The following is a 12,541-nucleotide window of genomic DNA, read 5'->3' as shown; positions in this document are numbered from 1 at the left end:
GTTGTCATTCAATTTTATTGGTTCCCGGCACAAGTGATGGCAAAATCATCATTTTTAGATAATAAAGAAACTTTTCTGTCGTGAGATGATAGCATTACATAATAGCTTTTGCTTTGTATAAAGTTTGAAACTTCAGTATCTGTAACGATGCTATCGGTTTGTAACAATTTTCTTAATTTTTCTATGTCAAGGGTAGTTGAAAGCTTAACTGTTTGCATAGCTTTAATTATATCCTGCGAACCTCCTGATAAGCGGAGTTTTACAGATCCGGATATTAAGTGTTTTGAGGTAAGAAATAAATCGTAACCTCGGTTATCAGAGCCTCTGTTAATTGCTATATCTTGATCTGAGCCACTAATTACCGATAAAAAAATAACTACATGGTCGTCGCCATTTTTGTCAAACGTACAATTGATTAGAACTTTGTTTATCGATACAGTAGTAACCTCTTTATTTCGGCAAGCACTTAATAGGATTATGCCTAATACAGCAAGTAATAAAGTGGATCTTATCATCAGTAGAATAAATTTTAATGATGATTTATTGGGCTCTTAACTGTTTTATAGCCTCCGGATCGAGGTAAAAGGTGAGTAACACAAAAGCTACTGAAACAAGCACAGCCACACCCAACGCACCCCAAATGCTTTTAGGATAATAATCCTCCTCCGGAAAATAGCGTTTAAAAAAGAACTCGCCATATAAATAACCACCTATTACATTGGCAACTATAACCCCAACGTTGTTGTGTAAAGCCATAATTGCCGCGTACGATACACATGAGTAAGCCACCGCAAAAGCCCCTATTCCCCAAGCCGCCCTTTTAAAGCCCGAAACATAAAGATTGCGTATCAGCAATGCCGCCCCAAAAAAGCTCGAAAAAAATATGCTGAACCCCCATATACTCCATTTTGAGTACAGCTCAATATAGTCACCCTGCTCTTGCTGGTAGTTATCTTCGTTCTCCTCGTCAAACTCGTCCTCGTATCTGTCGTTTTCAGTAGCCATATATAATTTATGTATGATGCAAAAGTATAAATGTGTTTTTAATTGAGATGTTTTAATACATGAGATTATATAACTATACACTATTTGGAATTATTATCTTAGCTGTACCTTTGCCTCATGCCTGAAAAAGAGAAATTACGTATAGATAAATACCTTTGGGCCATACGCCTGTTTAAAACCCGTACGCTGGCTGCTGACGCCTGCAAGGCGGGGCGTATTAAAAAAGATGGCCAAAATCTAAAAGCATCGTACGAGGTTAAGCTGGGGGATATTTACAATGTATCAAAAGGCCTGGAGCGCAAGGTGGTGAAGGTTACTGGATTGCTGGAGAACCGTGTCGATGCTAAAAAGGCCGTTGATTTTTATGAGGATTTGACCCCGGTGCAGGATACTCATTCGTTTCAATCCATGTTTCAGGCGCCAACTTTACGCCGCGACCGTGGCGCGGGTCGTCCTACCAAACGCGACCGTCGCGAAATAGACGATTTGCAGGAAGGCTACTTTCAAAACAACACCAAAGACAGCGACGAAGAATAATCCGAAAATACATGCTCAACAAAAAAGCCGCAGTTCAAAATAGAAGCTGCGGCTTTTTCATTTGCATATCTGCACATCAGCAAATCTGCATATAATTACTTTTTGTTATACTCCTCGTTAAGGCGTTTTACCACATCGGCAGTAACGTCAAGGCTTTCGTCGCCATATAACACGGTAGGGTTAAGGCGCGAGTAGCTTAATATCATTTTGTAGCCTTTTTCTTTGGCGTATTTTTTAGTGAACTCGCTCACTTTGTTAAACAGTTTGTCCTGTTCTTCGCCTTGTGAGTTTTGGAAAGCAGCACCGGCGTTTTGCTCATAACCTTGCACTTCTTGTGCTTTTTTCTGTAAGCGTTGCTCAGTTGCAGCACGTTGGTCGGCGCTCATGGTAGCGGCGTTCTTTTGGTACTCAACAATCTCGCGTTGTACGGCTTGTTTGCGTGAGTCAACATCACCCTGCGCGGCTTTGCCTTTCTTTTGCAGGCGGTCGCCCATGTCCTTCACATAGTCGTATTTAGCCAAAAGGGTGTCCTGGTTAATATAAACAATGGTTTCTTTGGCAGCGGCGGTGCTGGTTGAAGCAGCGCTTGTTGCAGGCTTATCGGCAGGTTTTTGCGCGTTGTTACAAGCCGCTAACGTTCCGGCTATTAATAATGCTGCTGATGCAGCTCCTAAAGTCAGTTTTGAAAAGTAAGAGGCTTTGTGTATCATCATCCTTCAGTAAAAAAATTTCACAAATATAATCTTTACCAGTAACTATCCTAATCATTTACCGGGCAAGTTTCCACAGCGGCGTATTTATCAACATAGCGGTAATCTCGCATATTTTTCGTATTTTTGAAGGTTATTCTTTCAATTATTTATGAGCGAACAAAATCAGGATAAATCAAATTACTCAGCAGATAATATACAGGTTTTAGAGGGTTTAGAAGCTGTGCGCAAGCGCCCCTCAATGTACATTGGCGATACCGGTGTTAAAGGTTTACACCACCTGGTATATGAGGTGGTTGATAACTCGATAGATGAGGCACTTGCCGGCTATTGTGATGATATTAAGGTTACTATACATAAAGGTAACTCCATTACGGTTGAAGATAACGGCCGTGGTATACCTACAGGTATCAATACTAAAGAGAATAAATCAGCACTCGAAATTGTAATGACCGTGCTGCACGCGGGCGGTAAATTTGATAAGGATACTTACAAGGTATCGGGCGGTTTGCACGGTGTGGGTATCAGTTGTGTTAACGCGCTGTCAACCCACGTAAAAACTGTAGTACACCGCGAGGGCAAGATATTTACACAGGAGTATGAGCGTGGTAAGCCTTTGTTTGATGTAAAATCAATAGGCGAAAGCGCGCGTACCGGTACTATACAAACATTCCAGCCCGATCCGGAGATATTCACCACTACTTTAGAGTACAAGTATGATACCCTGGCGGCACGTTTACGCGAGCTGGCCTTCCTAAACAAAGGCATCCGCTTAACACTAACTGATGAGCGTGAGGAAATGCCTGAAGGTGGTTACCAGGCCGAGGAGTTCTTCTCAGAAGGTGGCCTTAAAGAGTTTGTTAAGTTTTTAGATGGCACCCGTGCCTCTATTATTCCGGAGCCTATTTATGTTGAGGGCACCAAACAGGGCGTACCTGTTGAGCTGGCCTTGCAGTATAACGATAGCTACTCAGAGAATGTACACTCGTACGTAAATAACATTAACACCATTGAGGGCGGTACACACGTGGCCGGTTTCCGTATGGGTTTAACGCGTACGCTAAAATCATACGCCGATAAAGAAGGCTTGCTGAAAAACGTTAAGGTTGAAATTACCGGTGATGACTTCCGCGAGGGCCTTACCGCTATTATTTCAGTAAAGGTGGCCGAGCCTCAATTTGAGGGTCAAACCAAAACCAAGCTGGGTAACAGCGAGGTAAGTGGCGCGGTTAACGTTGCCGTTGGCGAGATATTGAGCAACTATCTGGAAGAAAATCCGAAAGAGGCCCGCATGATAGTGCAAAAGGTGATCCTGGCGGCTACTGCCCGTGCAGCGGCACGTAAGGCACGTGAGATGGTGCAGCGTAAAAACGTAATGGGTGGATCAGGCTTGCCGGGTAAACTGGCCGATTGTGCCAACAGCGATCCTGCATTGTGCGAGATCTACCTGGTCGAAGGTGACTCGGCGGGTGGTACAGCCAAACAAGGCCGTAACCGCGATACGCAGGCTATATTACCTCTGCGTGGTAAAATATTGAATGTTGAGAAAGCGATGGAACATAAGATCTACGAGAATGAGGAGATCAAGAATATGTTTACCGCGCTGGGTGTAAGCATTGGTACGCCGGAGGATGCCAAGGCGCTTAACATTACCAAGCTTCGTTACCACAAAATTGTGATCATGACGGATGCCGACGTTGACGGTTCGCACATTACCACATTGATCCTGACCTTCTTCTTCCGTTATATGAAGGAGCTGGTTGAGTTTGGTTATGTATACATTGCATCGCCACCGCTTTACCTGGTTAAAAAAGGTAAGGAGCAGGAGTATTGTTGGAATGATGAGCAGCGCGATAATGCTATACAACGCCTAAAAGGTGCCGGTAAAGAAGATAGCGTGCACGTACAGCGTTACAAAGGTTTGGGTGAGATGAACGCTGAGCAGCTTTGGGAAACTACCATGAACCCTGCCACACGTACACTTAAACAGGCAACTATTGAAAACGCTGCCGAGTGCGACCATACCTTCAGCATGCTGATGGGTGATGAGGTTGCCCCACGCCGCGAGTTTATTGAAAAGAACGCCAAATACGCCAAAATCGACGCGTAATTATTGGCAATATATAAAACTAAAAGCCTCTCAATTTATTTTGAGAGGCTTTTTTTATGCTTTTCGGCGACGTGTTTTTAAAGTGATATGTTGTTTGCCATAGTCGATAATGGCCTTGTATTTCATCAACACATCGCCACCCAAAACACCCAGTACTTTGGGGTTGTTAAGCTGCTCATAGGCTATGTTGATGGTTGATAGATCAAGCACGGCAACGTCGAAGCTATCCAGCTTTAATTCGCCCAGGTACATATCGCTTAACATAGCTGTAAACGATACCATGGAGTTAGTGCCCAGCCCGGTCGACAATTTATCGCTGGCAAAAATGAATTCGTCGCCATTAGCTTCGGCCAGCAGGGTTTTATCCAGTGCTGTGCGCGATGCGCCGGTATCAAGCACCAGCTTATATGTTTTTCCGAAAAGGGATATATCCACAAGCGGATGAAAACCATCGCCTTGTAAATCGATAATTTGTAGGGGTATGGTGTATTGCATTGGCGATAAAGATAGTGGTTTAATTAATGTGGTAATGTTATGATATAACTAAGTAAAATTATACATCGCAACCCCAAAAAGTATCAATTTAAAAAGAGCGTAGGCCTGCTGGAAAACCGGGCCAGGGAGTATGGCCTGTGCGGATGAAGGTTTTTTCCGGCTTGACTTTTGGTTACTTTGTGTCTAAGACAAAGTAACTGGCCTCTGCGGCCAAGAGCAGACTGACGATGGTTAAAAGCACAACCACCTAACAATAGCACTATCTTAAAATCGCTTCATTACCTGTCCTCAATTTCTTTTGAGCGATCAAAAGAAACAAACCTTAGCGATAGCGATCTCATGAGCACCAATAAAAAAACAAACAACAGCGAATAAATCGCCGTCTACGCCCTGCCCGGTGAAAGTTTCTACTTTGGCTGGGCTTGTGCTACTCCGGGCATTTCTGATGCCGGTGAGAAAGGTGATTTGCGGTTTGTGCTTTTATATTTTTTAGTCCTGTCATTTCGAGCGATAGCGAGAAATCTATCTGCGTTCATGTTAAAGCGACAGATTTCTCCTAATACGTCGTTCGAAATGACATTAGGATAAAGCGGTATTAATATTTGTTTTTTTAATTAAACCCACAAGAGCTTTCCGCTTAAGTGTGGTAACAAAAAGGGCCACACTCAAATGAGCGTGACCCTTTAATTATATATACTAATTCCTGGATTATGACAATGCGGTTTGTTCCCTTTTGCGGAAAACAAAGAAGGCTATTAAACCTAACAACAGTGCACCGCCACCATATATAGCTATTTTACCGGTTTGCGAAACACCACTTGGTTCGGTGTTTACATACTGGTCGGTACGTTGCAATTCTTGCGAGGCTTTGATCGAACTGAAAAATGCTCCGTTCTCTGCCTTTACTAAAGCTTTACGGCTTTCAGGGTACATGTACTCAAAGGTATAAGTAGCATCTTTAGTGTAGATCACCGCGAAATCCCTTAACTCAACACCGCTACCGTTATCGGCCTCAAGGGCAAATACCTTAGCTTTAAGGTTACCTATAGTAGTATCACGAGCGTTTAACACGCTACCTGACGACTGGCCTTGTACCTTTTTAATATATTCTTTGAATACGTTGTTCAGGTCTTTTTCCTTTTCAAGCGGTTTGTTGCTGGCATTCGAAGCACGAATAACCACCATATAACCTAACGAGCCACTGCCCGAATATATTTTTTGACCTAATGTGTCTTTTACTTCATGTTCAACAGGTAGGTTGACAGAAACAACACTATCAATTTTTACCGGCTTTAATTCCTGCGCACTTGCTGCAAAACTGAAAGCCATTATGCCGAGTATAAATAATGCTATCTTTTTCATGCTTTGTGTAATGCTATAACTGTGCCAATGCGTATGTTTTACTGTACAATATCAGCTGATTACCTATAGTATTATAATAACATGACACTGATTTTTTTAGGTATGAATAATAGTTAATATATTGATTTTAAGGTACTTGATGTACATTGAATATTTATTAAGTTGATAGTATATCAACACTTAACACCTACTTAACCTTACGTTATTGTTACATAAAAAAGGCCTGTATATTGTGTATACAGGCCTCAAGATATTGTTGCTATTTGCTACAGTTTTTCCATTTCGCTGCGTACAAACTCCGCAAGTTCCTTAACATAGCTCGCGCTAAAATCGAACTTGATACCGGCGGTTTCATATATCTCGCGGATGGTTTTGGTGTAACCCAGTTTCAGTGCATCAAGGTATTGCTGTAAACCTTTCTCCGGGTTCTCCTTATAGTTCTTCCATACGGCAATGGCGCCAAGTTGGGCCATACCATATTCAATATAATAAAATGGTACCTCAAAAATGTGCAGCTGCTTTTGCCACAGGTTGGCTTCGGCATCAGGGAATTCGCTCCAGTCAACAAAACCGGCGCCAAATGGCTCGTATATCTGAATCCATGCTTCGCGGCGCTGCTCGGCGGTATGGTCGGGGTTGGTATATATCCAATGCTGAAATTGATCAACAACGGCCACCCAGGGCAGGGTTTTAAGCACATCGATCAGCTGATCACGGCGGGCGCGTTTCATGTCCTCCTCGTTATCAAAATACACTGTCCACTTATCCATTGATATTAATTCCATCGACATAGAGGCCAATTCAGCCACTTCAGACGGGCAGTGTTTAAAATCGTTCAGTTCCAGATCGGCGGTCAGGAAGGTATGCACCGCATGGCCCCCCTCATGTACCATCGTAGTCAGATCGCGGAAGGTATTGGCCGAATTCATGAAGATGAACGGTGCGCCGGTTTCGGCAAGCGGATAGTTATAGCCACCCGGAGCCTTGCCTTTGCGGCTCTCCACATCAAACAAGCCATTATCTTTCATGATCTCCAGGCGCTCGCCCAGGTAGCGGTTAATATCGCTAAAGCATTGTATTGATTTCTCGATCAGATCATCGCCATCCTTAAAAGGCTTTAACGGGGCCTTGCCCGATGTGTCTACATCAACATCCCAGGGTTTAAGCGTTTCAAGGCCTAATGCTTCCTTACGCTTTTCGGCCTGCTCGCGCAGTATGGGTACTATCTCGGTTTCAATAGCGGCATGAAACTCGTAGCAATCCTGCGGCGTATAATCAAAACGCCCCAAGGCCTGGAACATATAATCCCTGAAGTTCTCGAACCCGGCGTTCAAAGCCACCTTATGCCTTAACGAGCGCAGGTGATCAAACAACACATCCAGCTTTTCACGATCCTGCAAACGGCGGTCGGTTATTTTTTGCCATGCCTCCTGGCGCAGCACACGGTCGGTACCTTTTAATAAGGCCGATGCCTGCTCAAGGGTAAACTCCTTATCGCCAATATGCACGCTCATGGAGCCGGTTATGCCCTGGTATTTTTGCTGTTCTATCTGTAATTCGGTTTGCAGCGGTATATTTTCTTCCCTGAATAATTCAAGCGCCTTGCGCACGCCGCGCAGGTAAATGAAGTATTTATCATCGTCCAGATCGTTCACAAACTCACTGTCAACCAGCTTTTGGTTTAGCTGGTTGCTGTATGGCGCGGTTTTAGGCTCTATCTCGGTAGCGAAGTATTGAAAGTTTTGCAACAGTTCCTCGCTGGTGGTATCGCAGGTCATGCGGATGTAGCGCCAGGCAAAGTCCTCCTCTAAAGCGGCTTCAACCTCGCTGCGGTCGCGCAGCCATTGTTCCAGTTCTTCAACAGAGTTAATAGGGCGGTTAACCAGTTCGTTATAAACAGGTTCAAGGTTCTCCCATTTTATATCCAGATTGGCAGGAATATACTTACGTGTTTTTTTGTGTATCATGGTATAACGTAAACGTTTTTATGTTGCTAAGTTATACAATTGAACATCATGTGCAGGTAAAAGGTTCAGCGTTTAAACTGTGTTTGCGATAATTGGCTTATACCCTCGAGGTAAGTTGTTGGTTTTATGCCGAATGCTTTTTCAAATTTTGATGAATCAAAAATATAATCGTGATCGTACTGGTAATACATCTCAACCGTACCCATAATAGTTTTGTTGAATAAGCCGGCCATCCACAACATTAGTTTGTTAATGCTCGAAAACTTCGGCTCTACCTTAAATACATCAGCAGCCAGTTCAATAAACTGCTTCCCCGTTAATGCCGGTGCCGATGGCGCATGCCATATCTGGTTATCGCTGTCGGGCGTTTGGCCTAACAGATACATAGCCTTTCCAGCATCGGGCACATAAGTAAAGGTATGTTTGGTTTTGGCATCACCTATCCATTGTGCTTTTTGTCCTTTGGAGAATTTATCAAGCACCATCATATCGTAAAAGCTGTTCATGCTTTCGGCACCATAAAAATCGGCACCACGCAAAATTGAGGCAGTAATGTTTCCGGCCTTAGCTTCATCCATTAAGGTGGTTGCAATTTTGGCGCGTACTTCGCCCTTAACACTTTGCGGATTGTATGGTGTATCCTCCGTCATGGCGCCGTTTAACAGGCCATACATATATACATTATCAAAAAATATAAGTCGGGCTTGTGTTTGTTTGGCCGCCTCTATAACATTTTGCATAATGATGGGCCATTGCGCGCGCCATATATCCTTATCGTACACCAAACCGGCGCACAGGTAAATAACTGTTGAGCCTTTAACGGCATTCAGCACCTCATCGCGATTAAGCAGATCGGCCTTTTGCCAGGTAATATTATTACCGCTGAATTTTGACGGGCGGCGACTAACCAGATTGATAGTTTGGTTATGATCAATAAGTTGGCGGGTAAGTGCATTGGCTACCGGCCCGCCCGCTCCTAATATAGTGTGCATAGCTTTTGTGGTTTTGTTTTATACAAAACTACCGTACCCAATGCTGCCAAAACGTTAACAAAAGATAATAAAATCAGCCTGTTGCCGTAAATATGCGTTTGCGGATGCGCGATAGCGACACCGGAGTAACCCCTAAAAAGTTGGCAATGTAATGTTGTGGTATGCGTTGCAAAACGCCTTGCCCATCCTGAAGTAGTTTTACATAACGCTCCTCGGGCGATTGGGTGATAAATGCCTGAACCCTATCTTCATAACAGCATAAATAATACTCGGCTACCAGGCGGCCAAAGCGTTCCATTTTATGCCCTAACTGCGGGTTATTAAGCAGCTTTTGCATGTTGCTGTGGCTTATGCAAATAAACGAAGTATCTTCAAGCGCTTGTATGTAAACCAGGCTGGGTTGCTGCCTTACAAAACTTTTGTACGAGCTTGTTAACTCGCCGGTAAAGCTAAAGTAGTTGGTGATCTCCTCACCATCTTCACGCACACTAAAGTAACGCACCGAACCATTGGTTATAAAGCCAAACAGCTGACATACCTTGCCGCGTTCGGCAAAATAGTCTTTCTTTTTAAGTTCGATAAAGGTGAGATGCTTTTCCAATTCGTGCCATTCATCAGCAGTAAAAACCACAAAGGTTTCAATATACTGCCTGAAAGCTTTGAGCTGGTCTATCTGATCCATACCCTATCCAGCAAAAACAATACGGCAAACACCACGCTGGCAATGCCATTAGTGGTCATGAAGGCAAAATTTACACGGCTCAGATCGGTAGGTTTTACCAGCAGGTGCTGATAGATGAGCATGGCGCAAAAGAAAGCGATACCTATATAATACAGAAAGCCAACATGCGTAACCACGGCCGGCATCATGATAAATATGGCCGAAAATACGTGCAGTAAAGTCGACAGGTTTAATGCCCTTACTTTACCCAGATAGGCCGGGATAGAATGCAGGCTTTGGCTGCGGTCGAAATCCTCATCCTGCAAGGCATAAATAATATCAAAACCACTTACCCAGCATAGTACTGATAGCGAAAAGAAGATAGGCGTTAAGGCAAAAGCCCCCGTAACCACCAGATAAGCGCCGATTGGCGCTAACGACAAACCCAAACCCAGCACCATGTGGCACAAGGCGGTAAACCTTTTAGTAGCGCTGTACCCTAACACCACCAATAAAGCCACGGGCGACAGGTAAAAGCAAAGCGGGTTAATAAACCATGTAGTACCAATGAACAATGCACAGTTAGCCAAAGTAAAAACCAAAGCATTACGCGCGCTTATGCGACCCGCCGGAATATCCCTTTGCTGGGTGCGTGGGTTTTTGGCATCAATATCCCTGTCCAGATAGCGGTTAAAGGCCATGGCCGAGTTACGCGCGAACACCATACACAAAACCATCATTAGCAGCTTTTGCCACTCGAATGTATGGTTAGTTGTAGTTACCGCCAAAAAGAAGCCGATAAAGGCGAACGGCATAGCGAATATGGTATGCGTAAACGTAACGAGGGATAAATATTTTTTCATGTTAATATTAATATTGCTTACCAGTTGGCAGCAAAAAAGCTTTTTCCTTCTATAAAGTTATCTAAAAAATTGGCAGTAAATTTTTGTTTAAGTTCATCCATTGTTTCAGATTTAGGACTTAAAAATTTGCCGGCCTCTATCACATCATCAACTGTGAAATATGGTCTATCATTTACAAAAGTTTTTATAAAACCATATGTCATTGATTTACGCTGATAACCTATTTCTTCAACATATAATATTTCATCACCATCATCATTCAGCACAAACAAATCTTTGTATTTCTCAACATATTCAGGATTGATCATCAATTCACTTTTAGTGAAATAATCCAATTGTTTTTGGGTGCTGGGAATGTAATGACTGATGTCTAAGCCCATTTAAAACTGCTTGTACTCTGGTATCTCGAAGTTTTGGTTTATCTGATGAACAAAATTCAGCACTTCATCTTTACCTATCTGATTTTCGGACGAGGTGATAAAATGCTGTGGGGCCTCCTCAAAAGTAGCCATTAAAGCCTTGCGGAATTTGGCTACGTTCTGATCTGTTTTTATGGCTGATTGCTTATCGGCCTTGGTGAATATCAGTACAAAGGGTAAACCATGCTCGCCCAGCCAGTTGCAAAATTCAAAGTCGATCTTTTGCGGCTCCAGGCGACTGTCAACCAATACCATTACACATTGCAGGCTCTCACGTTTATCCAGGTAATTGCGCAAAAACTTATTCCAATCCTCCTTTTTACTTTTGGAGATACGGGCATAACCGTACCCGGGCAGATCGACCAGATACCAATCGTCGTTAATTAAAAAATGGTTGATCAGCTGTGTTTTACCCGGTGTTTGTGAGGTTTTTGCAAGTCCTTTTTTGCCCGTAAGCATATTAATAAGGGATGACTTACCCACGTTTGACCGCCCGATGAAAGCATACTCAGGTTTTACCGGCGGCGGTAGTTTGGATATCTGTGTATTGCTGCAAATAAATTCTGCTGATTTGACGATCATAACCGCAAAGATAGATATTAGTGTTCACACATGTGCGATAGCCTGCTGAAAATGCAGTGCAACCGCGGCACTGTAGCTATATTTACAAACTGATTACCAATACTGTTTGGCCAATTTATAAATTTGAAGTTTAAACATGTAATTTTATGGACAACTACACCATACCCGCCAAAACCCGCATCGGCCATGTACATTTAAAGGTAAGTAACCTGCAACGCGCTATAGATTTTTATGTCGGTTTGCTGGGCTTCGAGCTCATCACCATGTATGGCGATCAGGCGGCGTTTATATCGGCAGGCGGGTATCATCACCATATAGGGCTAAACACCTGGTACAGTAAGGATGGCGGCCCCGCACCGCAACATACCGCGGGCTTGTTCCATACCGCTATTCTATACCCCGAACGTAAGGACCTTGCTGTTATACTAAAGCGATTGCTTGATGCCGGTTACCCGATCAGCGGCGCGTCAGACCACGGCGTATCCGAAGCTATATATTTAGATGACCCCGACAAAAACGGTGTTGAACTCTATTGGGATCGCCCCCGCGACCAGTGGCCCCTCGACGGGCAGGGCAACATTACCATGTTCACCAAAGCTTTAGATGTAAAGGGACTGTTGGCATTGGCGGAGGGTGAGTAAACCCATCCTAAATCCTCCCCGAGGGGGGAGGACTTCATATTACTTTAACAATTTTTGTCATTTCGACGACGGAGAAATCTGTACGCGTTCATTAGCCCAGCGATAGATTTCTCCTCGTACCTCGTTCGGAATGACAAAAAATTTAAAAAGATATAAAAGCAAAGTCCTTCCCCCTCGGGGAGAATTTAGGAAATCGC

14 protein-coding genes are annotated in these 12,541 nt (G+C 43.6%); 3 read left to right on the top strand and 11 right to left on the bottom strand.

What is annotated here, in order from left to right; all coding sequences use genetic code 11:
- Positions 1 to 14: 14 nt before the first annotated feature.
- Both IM792_RS12255 and IM792_RS12250 read right to left on the bottom strand, forming a co-directional pair.
- The gene (locus tag IM792_RS12255; protein WP_194102164.1) at positions 15 to 515 is read right to left on the bottom strand and encodes a hypothetical protein; all 501 of its coding nucleotides are present in this window, start codon (positions 513 to 515) and stop codon (positions 15 to 17) included.
- A gap of 25 nt (positions 516 to 540) precedes the next feature.
- Entirely contained in the window at positions 541 to 1,005 is a 465-nt protein-coding gene (locus IM792_RS12250; RefSeq protein WP_194102163.1) for a hypothetical protein, read from the bottom strand.
- A gap of 117 nt (positions 1,006 to 1,122) precedes the next feature.
- On the opposite strand from IM792_RS12250, the gene IM792_RS12245 reads away from it, so the two are divergent.
- Positions 1,123 to 1,542: an RNA-binding S4 domain-containing protein gene (locus IM792_RS12245; protein WP_194102162.1), complete on the top strand. Its 420-nt coding sequence runs from the start codon at positions 1,123 to 1,125 to the stop codon at positions 1,540 to 1,542.
- A gap of 95 nt (positions 1,543 to 1,637) precedes the next feature.
- Here IM792_RS12245 and IM792_RS12240 read toward each other — a convergent pair whose 3' ends face one another.
- Positions 1,638 to 2,255 carry an OmpH family outer membrane protein gene (locus IM792_RS12240; protein ID WP_228085067.1) on the bottom strand — a complete coding sequence of 206 codons (618 nt, stop codon included), beginning with the start codon at positions 2,253 to 2,255 and terminating at the stop codon, positions 1,638 to 1,640.
- 148 nt (positions 2,256 to 2,403) lie between these two features.
- On the opposite strand from IM792_RS12240, the gene gyrB reads away from it, so the two are divergent.
- On the top strand, positions 2,404 to 4,362 hold the full coding sequence (gene gyrB, locus IM792_RS12235) for a DNA topoisomerase (ATP-hydrolyzing) subunit B (RefSeq protein WP_194102161.1): 1,959 nt from the start codon (positions 2,404 to 2,406) through the stop codon (positions 4,360 to 4,362).
- A gap of 54 nt (positions 4,363 to 4,416) precedes the next feature.
- Here the strand turns inward: gyrB and IM792_RS12230 are convergent, their stop codons facing one another.
- The 8 genes from IM792_RS12230 to yihA form a co-directional block, all read right to left on the bottom strand.
- Positions 4,417 to 4,857, bottom strand: a complete 441-nt coding sequence (locus IM792_RS12230; protein WP_194102160.1) for a retropepsin-like aspartic protease — start codon at positions 4,855 to 4,857, stop codon at positions 4,417 to 4,419.
- A 708-nt stretch (positions 4,858 to 5,565) separates the two neighbouring features.
- Positions 5,566 to 6,219, bottom strand: a complete 654-nt coding sequence (locus IM792_RS12225) for a hypothetical protein (RefSeq protein ID WP_194102159.1) — start codon at positions 6,217 to 6,219, stop codon at positions 5,566 to 5,568.
- A gap of 266 nt (positions 6,220 to 6,485) precedes the next feature.
- Positions 6,486 to 8,186, bottom strand: a complete 1,701-nt coding sequence (locus tag IM792_RS12220; RefSeq protein WP_194102158.1) for a M3 family oligoendopeptidase — start codon at positions 8,184 to 8,186, stop codon at positions 6,486 to 6,488.
- 65 nt (positions 8,187 to 8,251) lie between these two features.
- On the bottom strand, positions 8,252 to 9,178 hold the full coding sequence (locus IM792_RS12215; RefSeq protein WP_194102157.1) for an NAD-dependent epimerase/dehydratase family protein: 927 nt from the start codon (positions 9,176 to 9,178) through the stop codon (positions 8,252 to 8,254).
- A 73-nt stretch (positions 9,179 to 9,251) separates the two neighbouring features.
- A complete protein-coding gene (locus tag IM792_RS12210; protein ID WP_194102156.1) occupies positions 9,252 to 9,860 on the bottom strand; it encodes a Crp/Fnr family transcriptional regulator in 609 nt (202 codons plus the stop codon).
- Positions 9,848 to 10,702 carry a UbiA-like polyprenyltransferase gene (locus IM792_RS12205; RefSeq protein WP_194102155.1) on the bottom strand — a complete coding sequence of 285 codons (855 nt, stop codon included), beginning with the start codon at positions 10,700 to 10,702 and terminating at the stop codon, positions 9,848 to 9,850. The genes IM792_RS12210 and IM792_RS12205 overlap by 13 nt, the downstream gene beginning before the upstream one ends.
- A gap of 17 nt (positions 10,703 to 10,719) precedes the next feature.
- Positions 10,720 to 11,082 carry a hypothetical protein gene (locus IM792_RS12200; protein ID WP_194102154.1) on the bottom strand — a complete coding sequence of 121 codons (363 nt, stop codon included), beginning with the start codon at positions 11,080 to 11,082 and terminating at the stop codon, positions 10,720 to 10,722.
- Positions 11,083 to 11,703: a ribosome biogenesis GTP-binding protein YihA/YsxC gene (gene yihA / locus IM792_RS12195; protein WP_194102153.1), complete on the bottom strand. Its 621-nt coding sequence runs from the start codon at positions 11,701 to 11,703 to the stop codon at positions 11,083 to 11,085. It abuts the gene before it with no gap.
- A 146-nt stretch (positions 11,704 to 11,849) separates the two neighbouring features.
- Here yihA and IM792_RS12190 point away from each other — a divergent pair, with 146 nt between their 5' ends.
- Positions 11,850 to 12,344 (top strand): VOC family protein, encoded by a 495-nt coding sequence (locus IM792_RS12190; protein ID WP_194102152.1) that lies wholly within the window; start codon positions 11,850 to 11,852, stop codon positions 12,342 to 12,344.
- Positions 12,345 to 12,541: the final 197 nt, after the last annotated feature.

The organism is Mucilaginibacter sp. JRF (assembly GCF_015223065.1).
In the GTDB taxonomy this organism is placed as follows: domain Bacteria; phylum Bacteroidota; class Bacteroidia; order Sphingobacteriales; family Sphingobacteriaceae; genus Mucilaginibacter.
Note: the sequence above shows the minus strand (reverse complement) of the source record. Positions and strands in the feature narration are given on the sequence as shown.

Excerpts from the sequence above, each read along its gene's own strand:
- IM792_RS12255 (WP_194102164.1), bottom strand. The coding sequence starts at position 515 with ATGATAAGATCCACTTTATTACTTGCTGTATTAGGCATAATCCTATTA.
- IM792_RS12250 (WP_194102163.1), bottom strand. The coding sequence starts at position 1,005 with ATGGCTACTGAAAACGACAGATACGAGGACGAGTTTGACGAGGAGAAC.
- IM792_RS12245 (WP_194102162.1), top strand. The coding sequence starts at position 1,123 with ATGCCTGAAAAAGAGAAATTACGTATAGATAAATACCTTTGGGCCATA.
- IM792_RS12240 (WP_228085067.1), bottom strand. The coding sequence starts at position 2,255 with ATGATGATACACAAAGCCTCTTACTTTTCAAAACTGACTTTAGGAGCT.
- gyrB (WP_194102161.1), top strand. The coding sequence starts at position 2,404 with ATGAGCGAACAAAATCAGGATAAATCAAATTACTCAGCAGATAATATA.
- IM792_RS12230 (WP_194102160.1), bottom strand. The coding sequence starts at position 4,857 with ATGCAATACACCATACCCCTACAAATTATCGATTTACAAGGCGATGGT.
- IM792_RS12225 (WP_194102159.1), bottom strand. The coding sequence starts at position 6,219 with ATGAAAAAGATAGCATTATTTATACTCGGCATAATGGCTTTCAGTTTT.
- IM792_RS12220 (WP_194102158.1), bottom strand. The coding sequence starts at position 8,186 with ATGATACACAAAAAAACACGTAAGTATATTCCTGCCAATCTGGATATA.
- IM792_RS12215 (WP_194102157.1), bottom strand. The coding sequence starts at position 9,178 with ATGCACACTATATTAGGAGCGGGCGGGCCGGTAGCCAATGCACTTACC.
- IM792_RS12210 (WP_194102156.1), bottom strand. The coding sequence starts at position 9,860 with ATGGATCAGATAGACCAGCTCAAAGCTTTCAGGCAGTATATTGAAACC.
- IM792_RS12205 (WP_194102155.1), bottom strand. The coding sequence starts at position 10,702 with ATGAAAAAATATTTATCCCTCGTTACGTTTACGCATACCATATTCGCT.
- IM792_RS12200 (WP_194102154.1), bottom strand. The coding sequence starts at position 11,082 with ATGGGCTTAGACATCAGTCATTACATTCCCAGCACCCAAAAACAATTG.
- yihA (WP_194102153.1), bottom strand. The coding sequence starts at position 11,703 with ATGATCGTCAAATCAGCAGAATTTATTTGCAGCAATACACAGATATCC.
- IM792_RS12190 (WP_194102152.1), top strand. The coding sequence starts at position 11,850 with ATGGACAACTACACCATACCCGCCAAAACCCGCATCGGCCATGTACAT.